The sequence below is a fragment of the Rhodococcus sp. BP-332 genome (assembly GCF_019836065.1).
GTDB lineage: Bacteria > Actinomycetota > Actinomycetes > Mycobacteriales > Mycobacteriaceae > Rhodococcoides.
The window spans coordinates 176,754-193,490 of the sequence record NZ_JABUEC010000001.1; the positions used below are offsets into that span (position 1 = coordinate 176,754).

Below are 16,737 nucleotides of genomic sequence, written 5' to 3' on the forward strand. Positions count from 1 at the left end.
CAGTGCCGTCACCGCGTGCACGGACAGTCGTCCCATGGCCAGCACTCCGAAGTTCATCCAAGGCGTCTTTCCCTTCGTCGGGCACGGCCTGGGCAAGTCCGAGCTTCTCGACGCCGCCACGGCGTACACCGTTCCGTCGGGCCTGACCGCACAGCCGCTCTACTTCCGCGGCGGTAACTCCTCCGACGAACTGGTCGTCGTCACGCTCACGCGCGACGGACAGTCGATGCGCGTGTTCCCGATGGGCGCGAAGGCGAGCGTCAACGTTCCGCTGCGCGTCGTCGAGGACGTCGATCCCGACTCGGTTCTCGAGCTCACCGTCGCGGCGCCCGACGGCTGCAGCGGCGAGGTCGTCGTCGATTTCGGGATGATGATCTTCTGATGCCGGCTGCAGGAGAACGGCATCGCCTGCTCGTCGTCGGCAACGGAATGGCGGGGGCCCGCACCGTCGAGGAGATCCTCGGCCGCGACCGTGCGAAGTTCGACGTCACGATGATCGGCGACGAGCCGTACGGCAACTACAACCGCATCATGCTCTCGCACGTGCTCTCGGGCGAGTCGTCCATCGACGACGACGATCTGATGCTCAACCCGATGGCCTGGTACCGGGAGAACGGCGTCACCCTCCACGTCGGAGACCGGGCGGTGGCGTTGGACCGCTTCGCCAAGAACGTGACGTGCGAGAGCGGACGCGTCGTCCCCTACGACACCGTGATCATCGCGACCGGGAGCACGACGTTCTTTCCCAACATGGACGGACTGCGGGAGGCCGACGGCAGACTGGCGCGCGGCGTCTTCGGTTTCCGGACGATCGAGGACACCAACGGCATGCTGCAGATGGCGTCCTCCCGCGACGGCATCCGCGCCGTCGTCATCGGTGGCGGACTGCTGGGCCTCGAAGCCGCCTACGGTCTGCGCACGCAGGGCATCGACGTGGACGTCGTGCACTCCCCCGGACACCTGATGAACCAGCAGCTGGACGAACGTGGTGGACGCGTGCTGCGCAACAAGATCGAGGACCTCGGCGTCGGCGTGTACACGTCCAAGCGCACCACGGCTGTGTTGCGGGACGAGAGCGGTGCCGTCACCGGGGTCGCGTTCAACGACGGTTCCACCCTGCCCGCGGACATGATCGTCGTGACGGCCGGTATCCGCCCCAACGTAGACCTCGCGCGGCGTGCCGGACTGGTGATCGAGCGCGGCATCGTCGTCGACGATCAGATGCGGTGCGAGGACGAGGGAGCGATCCACGCAGTCGGAGAATGCTGCCAGCATCGCGGTGAGGTGTACGGCCTCGTGGCTCCCTTGTGGGAGCAGGCGTCGGTCCTGGCCGACGTGCTGACCGGTGCGAATCCGGCTGCGGCTTATCATGGTTCGCGACTGACGACGAAGCTCAAGGTCGCGGGCGTCGACGTTGCGGCGATGGGCGTCAAGGGTCCCGAGCGGGACACCGACGAGTTCGTGCAGTTCTACGAACCCCGCAGCGGCACCTACAAGTCGGTGGTCGTGCGCGACAACAAGCTGATCGGCGCGATGCTGCTGGGCGACATCAGCAAGGTGAGCTTCCTGACTCAGGCGTTCGACGAGAAGGTACCGCTTCCCGACGAGCGCATCAGCATGCTGTTCGACATGGGCACGCCGAGCGCGGAGACCGGCGCCGCCGAACTGTCCGACGATGTCCAGGTGTGCAACTGCAACGGGGTCACGAAGGGCGACATCGTCGCCTGCGTGCACGGCGGGGCCACCACCGTCTCCGAGGTCGTGGGAAAGACCCGTGCGGGCAAGGGATGCGGATCCTGCAAGGGCCTGGTCGCCGACATCGTCGCCTGCGCCGCCGGTGGAGCGCTCGCGGTCGATCCCGCGGCGGACTGGTACGTCCCCTGTATCCCGATGTCCAAGCCCGAGCTGATCGAGGCCGTCCGCTCGCAGAACCTCCGGTCCGTCTCCGCAGTCTTCGATGCGTTGGCCGACGCCGAGGACGCGACCGCGAAGATGCCGCTGGCCTCGCTGCTGCGCGTGGTCTGGGGACCCGACTGGGTCGACGAGCGAGGCGCGCTGTTCATCAACGACCGCGTTCACGCCAACATCCAGCGCGACGGCACCTTCTCCGTCGTGCCGCAGATGAAGGGCGGCGTGACCACCCCGGACCAGTTGCGGCGCATCGCCGATGTGGCCGACAAGTACGGCGTCCCGCTGGTCAAGGTCACCGGTGGCCAGCGCATCGATCTTCTCGGCATCAAGAAGGAGGACCTGCCGAAGGTGTGGGGCGATCTCGACATGCCGTCCGGGTACGCGTACGGCAAGAGCATGCGCACCGTGAAGACCTGTGTCGGCAGCGATTTCTGCCGTTTCGGGCTCGGTGACTCCACCGCACTCGGCATCGCGATCGAGGAACGGTTCCAGGGTCTCGAAACTCCCGCAAAGCTCAAGCTGGCCGTGGCCGGATGCCCCCGCAACTGCTCCGAGGCGCTCTGCAAGGACTTCGGTGTGGTGGCCGTCGGCGACGGCCGCTGGGAGATCTACATCGGCGGCGCGGCCGGCGCACACATCCGCAAGGGCGACGTCCTCGCCACGGTCGACTCCCCCGAGGAGGTCCTGACCCTCGCGGGCCGGTTCATCCAGTACTACCGAGAGGAGGCGAAGTGGCTCGAGCGAACCTACGCCTTCGTCCCGCGGGTCGGCCTCGAGACGTTGCAGCGACTGCTCGTCGACGACGCCGAGGGTCTCTGTGCAGGACTCGACGAGCGCATCCAGATATCCATCGACGGCTACACCGATCCGTGGAAGGAACGCGCGGCGCCGCGGTCACCGGCGCAGTTCGCGCCCTCCCTCCCGCTTCTCCCGCTGCCTCAGGTGCCGGTTCGATGACGACGGCACAGGCGACCGTGGTGGGAACCGTCGACGATCTCACCCCCGGCGAGGGCCGGACCTACGTGGTCGACGGACGACAGATCGCCGTCTTCCTCCTGACCGACGGGACGGTCCGCGCCATGGACGCGGTGTGCCCCCATCGCGGCGGGCCGCTGGCGGACGGGCAGATCGACGGGGCCGTCGTCGTGTGTCCCCTGCACCAGTACCAGTTCTCCCTGGACACCGGCCGGTGCACCACCGACGGCATCGGAACGGTCGCGACCCACCGTGCCGACGTCGTCGACGGGCAGGTGGCTGTCCGACTGTCCTGACCGCCTACCCTGTTGCAGTGACCGAATCCGCCGACTCCTTCGTGGTGGACGACAGGCTCCGGCTCTTCTCGTTCGCGACAGCCGAGAAACGGGCCGACTACCTGCGGGTTCTGCGCGCTTTCGAACATGCCCGTACCGGCTACGTCGTTCTGCTGCACGCCGGCGAGGTGGCCGAGATCCTGGCCCGCACCGACGGCGGCGACACTCTGACCGGCCTCGAGATCGGCCCGCTGCTCGAACAGTTGCACACGTGGGGCGTTCTCGAACGCAGCTACGACGGCACCCGCGCGGCCACGCTCGCCGAGTACCGCAATCGCCACTACGTCTACCAGTTCGGTCAGGTCGGCTACCAGGCATACCGCGCCGTCGAGGACGTCCTGGCCGCCCGCCCCGAGGACGCCTCGCTCTCGCGTCTGGTGCTGCCCGAGCTGCTCGCCGACCTGGAGGATCTCGCGGCGGCGAACCTCGCCGGGGACGCCGACCTGGTGTACCGCAAACTCGATCGGCTCGACACCGCTCTCAACGACATGGCCACCCGCGCCGCGCACTTCTACCTGTCGCTGGGCGACCTCGTCCGCACCACGGACGTCACACCCGAGTCGTTCCTGGCACACAAGGACGCATTGCTCTCCCACATGCGGGAGTTCTCCCTCGACCTCGCCCGCTTCGGCCCCAAGCTCAGCGCCGCCATCGAGCGGGTGGATGCCACCGGACTCGACTCGCTGCTCGACCGGGTGGCAGCCAGTGACGAACGCGTCTTCCTCAGCCGCGAGGAGCGCCGCGCCGACTGGGCGGGCCGGTGGACCGGTCTCGTGCACTGGTTCACCTCCACCGACGGCGAGCTCACCGAGTCGGATCGTCTGCGGGAGGGCACCATGAGCGCCATCGCCGCCGTGCTGTCGCTGCTGCGCCGCGTCACCGAGACCCGCAGGGGCGGAGTCAGTCGCGAGTCCCAGCTGCGACATCTCGCCGGGTGGTTCGCGTCCGCTCCCTCCGAGGAGTCCGCCCACGCCCTGTTCGGTGCCGTGTTCGGCCTCGGCCGGCCTCGTCACCTGTCGATGGTCCACCCCGACGACGACATCATTCCCACCACGCGATCGTGGTGGGACGCTCCGCCTGTCGAGATCTCGCGCACGCTCGCCGAGACCGGTCGGCCCCCCGCCGCCGGTGCTCCTGCCAGGGTCCACCGCAACGACGCCGGTGTCCGGCGTCTGCGCGAGGAACAGCTGAGCGTGCAGCGTCGCCGCGCTCAGGCCGCGCGATCACTCGCCGAACACGGGGTGTACGAACGGGATCTGACCAACGAGGAGACCGACGTGCTGCTCGGGCTGCTCAACGCCGCCCTCACCGCACGCGTCCCGGTCAGCGGCCGCGTGGGCAGCTCGACCGGCTCCGAGGGTGGCGTCACCCTGACACTGGCACCGCACGAGCAGTCCACCGTGGTGCGCACCGAACGCGGTCTACTGCACCTCGAACGGCTGTCACTCACCATCGGCGCGCGGCGATGAGAGCACGCACCATTCCGAGCCTGGCACTCGACTCGTACCAGCGCGCCGCCCGAGTCGTGTTGTCCCACCACCTGATCACCCGCACCTACCCGGACCGCATCGCCCTGCCCCTGGTTCGCCGATGGGCCACGGAACTGCGCGAGGACATGCTCGATCTCTTCGGATACCGACTCGAGGTCACGGAGACCACGGCCCGGCTCTACCCCGTACTCGACCGGTTGGACGCGAGTCGACCGGCCCGCACGACCTCCGACCGCGTCTTCGACCGTCGCCGCTACGCATTCCTGGCGCTCACCCTGGCGGCACTCGGTCGCGCGGGTGACCAGATCACGTTGTCCGAGTTGGCGGTTCAGGTCGCCTCCGATGCCGGACGGGTGGTCGGGGTCGACCTCGACACCGAACGCGCGACCGACCGGGACGCCTTCGTCGACGCCGTCGGCTGGTTGTCCGTTCGCGGTGCGATCACCCTGGCCGACGGCGATGCCGGCGGGTGGGCGCACAACCCCGACGCGGGAGAGGCCTTGTACGACATCGACCGCTCCGTCGTCGTGGCCCTGTTTCGTCCACCGCGCGCGCTCCAGCATCTGCGCAGCACGGCACACCTGCTGCACAGCACCACGGACGACCCGGCCGATCGCGCTCGCCGTGCCCGCCGTGCGCTCGTCGAGCAGCCCGTGGTCCACGGCCCCGACTCGGTGCCGGACAACCGGTCCGTCGAGGATGTCCGGCTGCTGACCGGACTGTCCGTCGAACGCCGGGCGGAGGGCATCGCGCTCATCGACACGTCGGGACGCCTGTCGGACATCAGGTTTCCGTCCACCGGCACGGTCGCGCAGGTCGCCCTTCTCCTCGCCGGTGAGATCGCGGAGCGGGTACTCGATCCCGATGCCGACGATCGGACCACGCTCGAGGCGGACATCGACCCCACCGACACGCTGCTCGCGGCCCTCGACAGCGCGATCCCGGACGGCGGCGTCGTGGACGACCTGGTCGACGACTCGGTCGCCCCGGACACGGTGGAGGCGTCGGACGAGACGATCCGGCACCCGTTCGTCGCGGACTCCTGGCTCGACGAGACCGTCGGCGCCCTCGTCGACGCCTACGGCCGCACCTTCGCCGCTCAGTGGCAGGCGGACCGTGCCGGGGTTCGCGCGGCCGCTGTCGCACTCCTGACGAACCTCACTCTGGTGGCACCGGTACGCGGGGGCATCGTCGCGTTGCCGGCCCTGGCGCGCTATCGGGGAGTGGTCGTCACCGTCCGAGAACAGGCGTCCGCCGGCCTCTTTCCTACCGATCACACGAGCACCCTCGAGGAGCACACCCCGTGACGCGCAGCACCCGATTCCGGCCCACGCGCGCCGGCATCATCAACCTCTGGGACTACCGCGATCAGGAGTTCTCGTTCGCCGACGGTCGGCTGGTGTTGCGTGGCCCCAACGGATCCGGCAAGACCAAGGCACTCGAGGTGCTGTTCCCGTTCGTGTTCGACGGCCGGATCGAGCCGCGTCGCCTCAACCCGTTCGCGGGTGAGGAACGCACCATGAAGTCCAATCTGCTCTACCGCGGCCAGGATTCGGCGCACTCGTACGTGTGGATGGAGTTCGCACGTGGCGATCGGGACGAGCCCGAAGCGGTGACCGTCGGCATCGGCATGCGTGCGACACGGTCGGCGGACAAGGTGACGCGCTGGTACTTCGTCGCCGACGGCCGCGTGGGCGTCGACTTCTCGCTGCTGGGCACCGACGACAGGCCGCTGACGAAGAAGCAACTGGCCGAGCAGATCGGGACCGACGCCATCGTCGATCGGCCGGTGGACTACCGCGCCGCCATCGACGCGCGACTGTTCGGTCTCGGCGCCGAGCGGTACGACCAGCTCATCACCCTGATTCTCACGCTGCGACGCCCGCAGTTGGCGAAGAACCTCGACCCGAAGGGCTTGTCCCGTGCGCTGTCCGACGGACTGCGCCCCCTCGACGAGCACCTCGTCCTCGAGGCGGCGCGCTCCTTCAGCGACATGGAGGAGGTGGGCCGCGCCCTCGAGGGACTGGTGCAGGCCGACCACGCGTCGAAGAGGTTCGTCGAGGTCTACTCGAAGTACCTTGCCGTCCAGGCGCGCACCGACGTCGATCAGGTCGGTCGACGTCTCGAGGCCGTCGACCACGCCACCGTCGCCCTCTTCGCCGCCAAGGGCTTGCGTGAACGACGACGGGTCGAGCGCGTCGAGGCGGAGAAGCGGTACGAGGCAGCCGAGCGCGCACTCGATCTCGCCGTCGCCGACCAGCAGACCTTGCAACGGTCCACCGCCTACGAGGGCAAGCAGCAGCTCGACGATCTCGCGGATGCGGTCCGCAAGCTCGAGGTGTCCACCGTGCAGCAGCGCGACAAGGCTCGCAAGGCGACGGAGGCCGTCGACGTCCGGCGACGAGAGGCAGACGAGGCCGCAGTGGCGCTGCGGGAGTCGACCGCGTCGATCGTCCGCGCCGAGGACGAGCTCCTCGCGGCCGCCGAGGACGCCGGCATCGCCTGGACGCCACTCCCCCGCGACGCCCGTACCGACCAGATCACGGCAGCGGTACGCGGTCATGCCGAGGAGCGGGACGGGGACGTCCGGGCCGTGCGTGCCGCGCTAGCCGTCGTCGACCGTGCCACCACCGAGCGTGCCCGTACCGAACGGGCCGCCGACCGCGCCCACACACTGCACGACGCCGCGGTGGCCTCCGTCCGCGAGGCCGAGGCCGCCGTCGAGTCGTCCCGTGCCGCGACGACGGAATCGCTGCGCGCGTGGTGGGCCACGCACGCCTCGGTGCTGGACGACGGCGAGATCCTCGAGTCGTTGCACACCGCGCTCGCACGCATCGGCGAGGACGACGCACCCACGCTCGGCGAGGTACTCGGCGACGGAGTTCGCGAGCTGCTCGACACGGTGCGGGACCGACGGAGTGCTGCACTGCAGGACCGGGACGACGCGGCGCGCATCATCACCGAGTCGACGGCCGAGCGCGCGTCGGTCGCCGCCGAGCACGACGACGCTCCCCCGGCACTGCGCACCCGTACCGGCGACCGTGCGAGTCTCGACGGCGCACCGTTCTGGACACTCGTCCGCTTCGCCGACGACGTCAGCGCCGACGATGCCGCGGCCCTCGAGGCCGCGCTCGACGCGGCCACCCTGCTGGACGCGTGGGTCGCCGACACGGCTCCGACGGGGCTCGTCTCGGATCAGTACCTGACCGCCACCACACCGGTGAGCGGGCGATCGCTGGCCGACGTCCTCGTCGTCGAGGACGACATCCCCGTGCAGCACAGCACCGTGCGGGCGATCCTCGACTCGATCGCTCTGGACGACGTGGGCAGTTCTGTGGGGGTCGGACGGGACGGGAGCTTCGCGCACGGTCTCGTGCGCGGCGCGCACCACAAGGACGCCGCCGAGTACATCGGCGCGACGGCACGAGCTGCACGGCGCACGTCCCGCATCGCGGAGATCGACGAGGCCCTCGAGGTGGCCACCGCGCGGCGCGACGAGGCCGATCGAGTCGCCGAGCAGTGTCGAGAACGTCTCGACTCGATCCGCGCCGCCGTCTCGACGGTTCCTCGTACGTCGGAGGTCACCGCGGCGCTCCGGGCGGTCACGTCGGCCGCCGGCGCTCTGCGATCGACGACCGAGTCGGTCGCGTCCGCCGACCGAGAACTGGACCACGCGATCGCCGAACTGTCTGCCGCCGAACGACGTCTGCGGACGGACGCCGTCGTGCGGCGGGCTCCGTTCACGCCGCGAGACCTCGACGCGCTCGCGGCGGCGATCCGCCACTTCGAGAACACCGGTTCCGCCATCCTGCGCCACCGCGGCGACGCGGACCGGTCCGCCGAGCGCGACCGGGAAGCTGCCGGGCGCCTCGACGAGGCCATGATTCTGGCCGAGGAGTACGCGGAGGAAGCGGCCATCGCCGAATCCGACTACGAGCAACAGCACGCCAAGTTGGAGATGCTGCGGGACTCGCTCGGTGCGAGCGCCGAGAAGATCGATGCCGAACTCGACGCGATCAGGATGCGCATCGAGGCGTGCAAGACCGAGCAGCGCGCCGCCACGAAGGCGGACCGTGAATCGGGCGAGGCCATCGGCAAGGCGGAGGGCGCGCACGAGACAGCCGTCGCCGGACTGACGACCGCGTTGACCGAAGCGCTCAGCGACGCCGCGCGACTGGCTCCCTACGCGCACCGCGATCTGCTGGCGGTGCTCGGTGCGGCGCGCGACTGCTCCTGGCCGGCGAGCGACGCGGCCTGGTCGACGGTCGAGCAACTGCTCTACCGAACCGACACGGCTGCCGGGCCCGACGAGGCCCCGGACGTACTGCCCCCGGAAGTGCACCGACTGCACACCGAGCTCACCGAGGCGACGGCGCAGGTCAAGGTCAGCGATGCGAGCCGCCGCTCCACACGCAGCGCGCTGACGGCGGCGTTGCAGGAGTTCGACGCTCAGCTGGCCGCGTCGGGTCAGGATTTCCGGCTCAGTTGGGACGCGGCCGACGGGGTCACGGTGGTGCGGGTGCAGGACGAGCAGGGCCACTCCACCATCGCGGACTTCGCGGATCGCATCGACGCGGCACGACGCGACCAGGAGACGCTGCTCACCGATGCCGAGCGCCGCATCCTCGAGGACGCTCTGCTCACCGGCCTGGCGCAGCAGATCCACGAGCGCACGGTCGACGCCCGCGAACTGATCGCCCGTATGGGATCGGAGATGAAGCAGCGCCGCATGTCGTCGGGCAACACCATCGGCGTGCACTGGGTGCTCGCGGACAACCTCGACGACAGCACCCGTGCCGTGTCGAAGCTGCTCGAGCGGGACGCCTCCGCGCTCGGACCCGAGGAACTGGCCGAGATGCGTGTGCACTTCGCGGCACAGATCCGGACGGCGCGGGCGCAGCATCCTGAGCGCTCGTACCCCGAGATCCTCAGTGCCGCACTGGACTACCGGCAGTGGCGCGTCTTCGCGTTCACGCTCATCTCCGGTGACGGCTCCGAGGACAGGCTCACCGTCGCACGCCACAGTGCGCTCTCGGGCGGCGAGCAGTCGGTGTCGCTGCACCTCCCGCTCTTCGCGGCGGCGCACGTGATGCTGTCGTCCGCGGACCCGCACTCACCGCGGTTGCTCGCACTGGACGAGGCGTTCGCGGGTGTCGACGACAACGGTCGCAGCGAACTCCTCGGTCTCAGTGTGCAGTTCGACCTGGACCTCTTCATGACGGGCTACGACCTCTGGATCACGTACCGCGACGTGCCCGGGTGCGCCCACTACGACCTCGCGCACTCGACGGTCGAGAACACCGTCAGCGCGGCGCTTCTCGTGTGGGAGAACGGGGAGTTGCTCGCGGAGCACGACGGGTCGGACCTGGCGGCGGCACTGGGCTCGCCGTTGAGCCGCCGCGTCGACCTCCCCGCGGAGGGTGGGCTGGACTTCGCCGAGGTGTGATGGTGGGTGTGGTGCTCCACTACCGGGTGTTCGCGGCGGGAATCCGCTCTCTCGGGCTGACACTGGCACAACACTCCCTCAGCGACGAGCGTGCCGTCGCCTTCTGACCTCGTGGGCGATCTGTCGAGCGATGCTGTCCGGATCACGCAGCACATCGAATGCCGCGTAGCGGAGCACACGGAATTCTGCCAGGACCAAAATGTTCTGGCGCACGCGATCTCGTCGGAAGACATCTCCGTCGATGTGGAACTCCCGGCCGTCCACCTCGATGATCACCCGCGACGCCTCGTCGTAGAAGTCGACGATGAACGCCCCGACCCGCGCGTTGACCTTCAGGCGCAGCCCGATGGCGATGAGGGCGCGGTCCAGAACCCGTTCGGGCTCGGATGCGAACCTCGTCGAGGCAGATCTGAGTTGCTCGGTCAGGCGAGCGTTCCCCGAGCGCCCCGGTGCCGACGCGACGAGTCGCCGCACGGAATCCCGTGTCATGCCCGCGGCCAGCCGATGATCGACGAGTCGACCCGCCGCACGAGGTTCCATGATCGCGACGCAGTCGAGCAGTGCCTGCGCCTCCGTGACGGCGGAGAGGTCGTCGACCCGAGTGACGGCATCACTGGCCAGGTCGCGTCGATGAAGGACGAGCCACGACGGAGTACGGCCCTTTCTCGCCCGGGGAACCGTGGCCTCGATGATGGCCGGTTCGGCGAGCCACCCGTACAAGCGGGCCGCCGTCCGATGACTGAGGACGGCGTCCGATCTCCACAGCAGGACGGCGGCGCACCGTCCGGTCCAGCTCGGTTCGGTGCGAGAGTAGATCTGCGGTAACACGCGGTGATAGTCGCGAGAGAGGGAACTGCTGGAGACTCCTGCCGCCAACAGTTGCCGACGTGTCGCCAGGCCATACGTGGTCATGTCCGAGATCGTCGACGAGTGTGTGCGATCGTCAGCGCAGCCGACCAGGGTCGACAGAGACGCTGTGGATCGAGCGACCCTGTGGACGACGTGGGCGTGGTGTTCCACTCGATCGGTCACAGCGCGGAGAACCGCGATCACGAACCACGAGTGGAACACCACTCCCGACGAGCTAGAGCTTCACACCCAGCAGCGCGTCCACCGCCAGCGACACCAGCCCCGGCGCCGCGGGGTCGGAGCCGCCGAGCGTCACGGCGTCGTGTGCCCACGCATCGATCGCGTCGAGTGCCTTGGCGGAGTCGAGATCGTCGGCCAGGTGCTGGCGCACGCGGGCGACGGTGTCCTCGGCGGACTGTGCCGACTCGAGCGCCACGGCCTTGCGCCACAACGCGAGTCGGTCCTGCGCAGCGGCGAGGATCTCATCGGTCCAGGTGCGGTCCTGCCGGTAGTGGCCGGCGAGGAGACCGAGGCGGATGGCACCGGGATCGACACCCGCAGCGGTGAGCTTCGAGACCAGGACGAGATTGCCCAGCGACTTGGACATCTTCTCGCCGTCGAGGCCGATCATGCCGGTGTGCACGTAGTGTCGCGCGAAACGGTCTGCGCCCGTGAGCGATTCGGCGTGGGCCGCGGAGAACTCGTGGTGCGGGAAGATGAGGTCACTGCCGCCGCCCTGCACGTCGAAGCCGGATCCGATGCGGTTCAACGCGATCGCCGCGCACTCGATGTGCCAGCCGGGGCGCCCCGGACCGAACGGCGAGGGCCACGACGGCTCGCCCGGACGCTCGGCCTTCCAGACGAGGGCGTCGAGAGGGTCGCGCTTGCCGGGGCGGTCGGGATCTCCGCCGCGCTCGGCGAAGAAGGTGTCCATCGTCGCCCGGTCGTACCCGGACTCGTAGCCGAACTGCTCGGTGGCGTCCGCGCGGAAGTACACGTCGGGGTACTCGGCGTCGTCCACCACGTAGGCGGCGCCCGAGGCGACGAGCTTCTCGACGAGCTCCACGACCTCGGTCACGGACTCGACCGCGCCGATGTAGTCGCGCGGCGGGATGACGCGGAGCGCGGTCATGTCCGACCGGAAGAGGTCGGTCTCGCGCTGTCCGAGCGACACCCAGTCGTCGCCGTCGCGTGCCGCGCGCTCGAAGAGCGGGTCGTCGACGTCGGTGACGTTCTGGACGTAGTGCACGTCGTGGCCGGCGTCGCGCCAGACCCGGTTGACGAGGTCGAACGTCAGGTAGGTGGCCGCATGGCCCAGGTGCGTCGCGTCGTACGGGGTGATGCCGCAGACGTACATGGTGGCGGTCGAACCGGGCGCGACGGGACGCACGGCGCGATCGGCCGTGTCGTACAAACGGAGCGGCGGGCCCTCGCCCGGCACGCTGGGAACGTCCACTTCGGGCCACGACTGCATGGGTGAAGACTATCCGGTCGGGCCGGAGCCGCCGCCGCGTGCCCGGTCTAGAACGCGGGCCAGGGAATGGGCCTGCTGGAGTCGGGCGCCGGCATGACCGGTTCCGCGAGCAACCGCGACACGCGACCGGCCAGCGCCTCGATCTCCTCGTCGGTGATGTGTGGCGCGAGGGTGTCCCCGAAGGCACCGCGCAGGTCGCGGGAGAAGTCGACGAGGTCGGCCAACAGAGCGGCGTCGACGGGTCGACCGGCCCACCCCCACAGCACGGTCCGCAGCTTGTTCTGCCGGTGCAGGGCGATGCCGTGGTCCACGCCGTACACGGAGCCGTCGAGTGCCTCGAGCACGTGTCCGCCCTTGCGGTCGGCGTTGTTGATGACGACGTCGAGAACAGCCATCCGGTGCAGCCGCGGATCGTCCGCGTGCACCAGTGCCACCTCGTCGCCGGCATCGTCGTAGGCCCGGAGCACGGGGATGTAGGACGAGGGCACGAGGTCGGGGCGGCAGAGGTCCACCATGTCGTAGCCCTCGCCCTTCTCGGGGAGGCGCTCGACGGTGTCGATCCACCGCTGCACCATGCCGACACCGAGCGGACCGTCCCGTAGCACGGTCGTGGGCACGACGCCCCAGCCCAGTGCGTCGGAGATCAGGTAGGACGAGATCTCGCGGCCCGCCAGCGTGCCGTCGGGGAAGTCCCACAACGGCTGTTCCCCGCGCACCGGCTTGTAGACACATCGCAGTGCCGGCGCCGGATCCTCACGCTCGATCTCGCACACGAGCGTCGCGTTGGACGCCTGCACCACGCGACCGACGATGGTCATCTCGCCGTGCGCGAGCAGGTCCGTGTCGTCGTCGGTCCAGGGCGCGGTGGCGTCGCCGGCGGAGGTCAGGACTCGTCCCCGAACTCGGTGGTGTCGCTTCCCAGCACGGTGCCGCGCCGGTACCCGTTGGTCCGCACGCACATGTGACCACCGGGCGCGAGGGGCTCACCGCAGAGCGGGCACGGGGGCCGACCGGCAGCGATGACGCGCTCACTGCGCGCGGCGAACTCACGGGCCTGCTCCGGACTCAGGAACACCCGCACGGCGTCCGGACCCTCGTCCGTGTCGTCGAGCACCACCGACTCGTCGATCTCGGTCTCGGTGATGGCGAGCAGCTCCACCACGACGGCGCCGGCGTCGGCGTCCCAGCCCAGACCCATGGTCCCGACCCGGAACTCGGCGTCCACGGGCATCACCAGTGGGTCGACGTCGCTCGGATCGGCTTCCTCGGGCGGCACCTCGGTGCCGAAACGCCTCGCCACCTCGTCGAGCAGAAGCCCGACACGGTCGGCCAACACCTGAACCTGCTGCTTCTCGAGTGCCACCGACACCACTCGGGCGTCGTGCACTGCCTGGAGGTAGAAGGATCGATCGCCGGGCTCACCCACCGTTCCGGCGACGAACCGGTCGGGGGTGCGAAAGACGTGAATCGCGCGTGGCATATCTGCACCTCCAAAGATTGCGCCGCCGAACTGCCGCGGCTGTGACTCCATTATCCGCGTGTTGTCACTGTCCGGTGGAACCACCGGGGACAGCGTCCGATTCCGACGCGGTCGGAGCCTGGTCGGACGGGGCCTCCGCAGTGGCGTCCGTCTCGGCGGGCGGCGTCGGAACGAACTGCGTCAGATCCCCACCCAGATCGCCGAGACGATGGACGAACGGCCGCGTCTCGGTGTACCGGACGACACTGATCGACGCCGGGTCCACCACGATGCGCTGGAACTGGTCCAGGTGCGACCCCAGAGCATCGGCCAGGACGGACTTGATGACGTCGCCGTGCGAACAGGCCACCCACAGCACGTCGGCGCCGTGCTCGGCGGCGAGCCGCGCGTCGATCTCGCGGATCGCACGCACCGCCCTGATCTGCACGTCGGCGAGGCCCTCACCCCCCGGGAAGACGGCAGCGGACGGGTGCTGCTGCACCACCTTCCACAGCGGCTCCCCCACGAGATCCTTGATCGGCTTGCCGGTCCACTCGCCGTAGTCGACCTCGAGCAGCCGATCCTCCACGACGGGTTCGAGCTCGCGCGCCGCAGCGAGGGGCGCGACCGTCTGTTCGCACCGGAGCAACGGTGATCGCACGATCGCTGCGAGCGGAAGCACCTCGAGACGGGCGACGACACGCTCCGCCTGCTCCCGACCGAGATCGTCGAGTTCCACGCCGTCCGACCTGCCCGCGAGCGTGCCGGCCGTGTTGGACGTCGAGCGTCCGTGGCGCAGAAGTATGACCGTCATGACCTCAGCCTAGTGAGACGCGAGGGGCGCCCGGCGTCGCGGTGGCGTCAGTTCGCTGCGACGACACCCGTGGCGAGGAGGCCGAGAACCGCGACGCCGACGACGATGCGGTACCCGACGAACCAGTACAGCGAGTGGTTCTGGACGAAGCGCAGCAACCAGGCGATGGAGGCGTACCCCAGTACGAAGGCCACGAGCGTCGCCACGACGAGCTGGGATCCCGACGCCTGCAGACCTTCGCCCGCCGGTTCGAAGGCATCCGGCAACGAGAAGAGTCCGGACGCAGTGACGGCCGGGATCGCGAGCAGGAACGAGAAGCGGACCGCGGCGGCACGCGTCAGGCCCATGAACAGACCGGCACTCGTGGTGGCGCCGGATCGGGACACGCCCGGGATGAGCGCGAGACACTGCGCGGCGCCCATGACGAGGCCGTCGCGGGTGGTGAGCTTCTCGATCGGTCGCGTCTGTCGGCCGACCTTCTCCGCGACGGCGATGACCACGGCGAACACGATGAGCAGCGTCGCGATGATCCACAGGTTGCGCGCACCCGTCCGGATCGCGTCCTTGAAGACGAAGCCGAGCACCCCGATCGGGATGGTGGCGAAGATGACGTACCACCCCATGCGGTAGTCCAGCGTGTCGCGCTGGGACTTGTCGGCGATACCGCGGAACCACGCCGCGACGATGCGCCCGATGTCGCGGGCGAAGTAGAGCAGGACCGCGGCCTCGGTACCGAGCTGCGTCACCGCGGTGAACGACGCGCCGGCGTCGTCACCGAAGAAGACCTCGGAGACGATGCGCAGGTGTGCAGAGGAGGAGATGGGGAGGAACTCGGTCAACCCCTGCACGGCGCCGAGCACGAGGGCCTGCACCCAGGACATCGATTCCGCGATCATCGCTGCTCTCCTGCCGTCCGATTCCGCGGCGCGCAGACGCCACCGACGAGGTTTCCTGTCGAAGTCACGAGGCACGACCGTACTAGGGTCGTGCCTCGACCACCGTGTCGGCAGGACGAGACACGGACGGAACACGGCGAAACGGATGCACTGCCTTCATGAAGCACAGAACGGTCGGGAGCAGCGGGCTGCGGGTGTCACGCCTGGGGCTCGGAACGGGTGAATGGGGACGCGGAGTCGACGGTGACGACGCCGCGGCGCAGGTGACGGCGTTCGTCGACGCGGGCGGGACCCTCGTCGACGCGTCCGCCTCGTATGGAGACGGACGCGCGCTGCGGGTGTTGGCCGAAATCGTCGACGACGTGGTTCCGCGCGGTGAGCTGGTTCTCAGCATCGATTCCGGCGTCTCGCGTCCGGACACCTCGGGGCACTGGACCGTCGACTGCTCGCGGCGCGCGCTCCTCGCAGACCTGGACAGGACACTGCGCGAGCTCGGCACCGATCACCTCGATCTGTGGAGCGTCGGCGCGTGGGATCCGCAGACCCCTCTCGGTGAGGTGGCGGCGACTCTGGAGCACGCGGTCTCGTCCGGGCGGGTCCGCTACGCGGGTGTTCGCGGCTTCACGGCGTGGCAGCTGGCCACCGTGTCGGCGTCCGTCGACATCACCGCGGCGCAGGCGGAGTACTCCTTGCTCGCGCGCGGCGCCGAGGACGAGCTGTTCCCCGCGGCCGATCACCACGGCGTGGGCGTTCTCGCGGTGTCGGCTCTGGCGGGCGGCGTGCTCACGGGCAAGTACCGGGACGGTGTGCCCGCGGATTCACGCGGCGCGGACGATCACCGACGCCACGCGCTCGCACCCTTCCTCGGTGAGGACGGCGGGAAGGTGGTCGAGGCTGTCCTCACGGCGGCCGACGGTCTGGGCACGTCGCCACTCGCGGTGGCTCTGGCGTGGGCCCGAGATCGCCCCGGTGTCGCGTCGGTCGTGGTCGGGACGCGGGACATCGGTCAGCTGACGGGTGTGTTGGCCGCCGAGGAGGTCGCGCTTCCGTCGGCCATCACCTCCGCGCTGGACGACGTCAGTTCCTGA

Annotated in this window: 13 protein-coding genes; 7 read left to right on the forward strand and 6 right to left on the reverse strand. The window is 69.4% G+C overall.

The window, feature by feature from the left end:
- Positions 1-34 precede the first annotated feature (34 nt).
- From HQ314_RS00795 to HQ314_RS00820, 6 genes are read left to right on the forward strand one after another with little or no spacing between them, the layout of a single operon-like run.
- Positions 35-382, forward strand: a complete 348-nt coding sequence (locus HQ314_RS00795; protein WP_222648979.1) for a molybdopterin oxidoreductase — start codon at positions 35-37, stop codon at positions 380-382.
- Complete coding sequence (gene nirB, locus HQ314_RS00800) at positions 382-2,868, forward strand: nitrite reductase large subunit NirB (RefSeq protein WP_222648981.1); 2,487 nt, start codon at positions 382-384, stop codon at positions 2,866-2,868. Before HQ314_RS00795 ends, nirB begins: the two co-directional genes overlap by 1 nt.
- Positions 2,865-3,182 carry a Rieske 2Fe-2S domain-containing protein gene (locus tag HQ314_RS00805; protein ID WP_056444601.1) on the forward strand — a complete coding sequence of 106 codons (318 nt, stop codon included), beginning with the start codon at positions 2,865-2,867 and terminating at the stop codon, positions 3,180-3,182. Before nirB ends, HQ314_RS00805 begins: the two co-directional genes overlap by 4 nt.
- A 17-nt stretch (positions 3,183-3,199) precedes the next feature.
- Positions 3,200-4,690: a TIGR02677 family protein gene (locus tag HQ314_RS00810; protein ID WP_308119173.1), complete on the forward strand. Its 1,491-nt coding sequence runs from the start codon at positions 3,200-3,202 to the stop codon at positions 4,688-4,690.
- Positions 4,687-6,018: a DUF2398 family protein gene (locus HQ314_RS00815; protein ID WP_222648982.1), complete on the forward strand. Its 1,332-nt coding sequence runs from the start codon at positions 4,687-4,689 to the stop codon at positions 6,016-6,018. The genes HQ314_RS00810 and HQ314_RS00815 overlap by 4 nt, the downstream gene beginning before the upstream one ends.
- The gene (locus HQ314_RS00820; protein WP_222648983.1) at positions 6,015-10,157 is read left to right on the forward strand and encodes a TIGR02680 family protein; all 4,143 of its coding nucleotides are present in this window, start codon (positions 6,015-6,017) and stop codon (positions 10,155-10,157) included. The genes HQ314_RS00815 and HQ314_RS00820 overlap by 4 nt, the downstream gene beginning before the upstream one ends.
- Positions 10,158-10,235: 78 nt before the next feature.
- On the opposite strand, the gene HQ314_RS00825 is transcribed toward HQ314_RS00820, so the two are convergent.
- The 6 genes from HQ314_RS00825 to HQ314_RS00850 form a co-directional block, all read right to left on the reverse strand.
- Complete coding sequence (locus HQ314_RS00825) at positions 10,236-11,069, reverse strand: endonuclease domain-containing protein (protein ID WP_222648985.1); 834 nt, start codon at positions 11,067-11,069, stop codon at positions 10,236-10,238.
- A gap of 172 nt (positions 11,070-11,241) precedes the next feature.
- Positions 11,242-12,480, reverse strand: coding sequence for a cysteine--1-D-myo-inosityl 2-amino-2-deoxy-alpha-D-glucopyranoside ligase (gene mshC / locus HQ314_RS00830; RefSeq protein ID WP_027505337.1), 1,239 nt, complete (start codon positions 12,478-12,480; stop codon positions 11,242-11,244).
- 47 nt (positions 12,481-12,527) lie between these two features.
- The gene (locus HQ314_RS00835) at positions 12,528-13,367 is read right to left on the reverse strand and encodes an SCO1664 family protein (RefSeq protein WP_374197815.1); all 840 of its coding nucleotides are present in this window, start codon (positions 13,365-13,367) and stop codon (positions 12,528-12,530) included.
- Positions 13,364-13,960, reverse strand: coding sequence for a DUF3090 domain-containing protein (locus HQ314_RS00840; protein WP_222632324.1), 597 nt, complete (start codon positions 13,958-13,960; stop codon positions 13,364-13,366). The genes HQ314_RS00835 and HQ314_RS00840 overlap by 4 nt, the downstream gene beginning before the upstream one ends.
- Positions 13,961-14,024: 64 nt before the next feature.
- Positions 14,025-14,753: a histidine phosphatase family protein gene (locus HQ314_RS00845; RefSeq protein ID WP_222648989.1), complete on the reverse strand. Its 729-nt coding sequence runs from the start codon at positions 14,751-14,753 to the stop codon at positions 14,025-14,027.
- Between the two features lie 47 nt (positions 14,754-14,800).
- Positions 14,801-15,646 carry an undecaprenyl-diphosphate phosphatase gene (locus HQ314_RS00850; RefSeq protein WP_222649478.1) on the reverse strand — a complete coding sequence of 282 codons (846 nt, stop codon included), beginning with the start codon at positions 15,644-15,646 and terminating at the stop codon, positions 14,801-14,803.
- A 161-nt stretch (positions 15,647-15,807) separates the two neighbouring features.
- Between HQ314_RS00850 and HQ314_RS00855 the strand changes: the two genes are divergently transcribed.
- Complete coding sequence (locus HQ314_RS00855; protein ID WP_222648991.1) at positions 15,808-16,737, forward strand: aldo/keto reductase; 930 nt, start codon at positions 15,808-15,810, stop codon at positions 16,735-16,737.

Coding starts and splice junctions, on each gene's coding strand:
- HQ314_RS00795 (WP_222648979.1), top strand. CDS start 35: ATGGCCAGCACTCCGAAGTTCATCCAAGGCGTCTTTCCCTTCGTCGGG.
- nirB (WP_222648981.1), top strand. CDS start 382: ATGCCGGCTGCAGGAGAACGGCATCGCCTGCTCGTCGTCGGCAACGGA.
- HQ314_RS00805 (WP_056444601.1), top strand. CDS start 2,865: ATGACGACGGCACAGGCGACCGTGGTGGGAACCGTCGACGATCTCACC.
- HQ314_RS00815 (WP_222648982.1), top strand. CDS start 4,687: ATGAGAGCACGCACCATTCCGAGCCTGGCACTCGACTCGTACCAGCGC.
- HQ314_RS00825 (WP_222648985.1), bottom strand. CDS start 11,069: ATGACCACGTATGGCCTGGCGACACGTCGGCAACTGTTGGCGGCAGGA.
- mshC (WP_027505337.1), bottom strand. CDS start 12,480: ATGCAGTCGTGGCCCGAAGTGGACGTTCCCAGCGTGCCGGGCGAGGGC.
- HQ314_RS00840 (WP_222632324.1), bottom strand. CDS start 13,960: ATGCCACGCGCGATTCACGTCTTTCGCACCCCCGACCGGTTCGTCGCC.
- HQ314_RS00845 (WP_222648989.1), bottom strand. CDS start 14,753: ATGACGGTCATACTTCTGCGCCACGGACGCTCGACGTCCAACACGGCC.
- HQ314_RS00855 (WP_222648991.1), top strand. CDS start 15,808: ATGAAGCACAGAACGGTCGGGAGCAGCGGGCTGCGGGTGTCACGCCTG.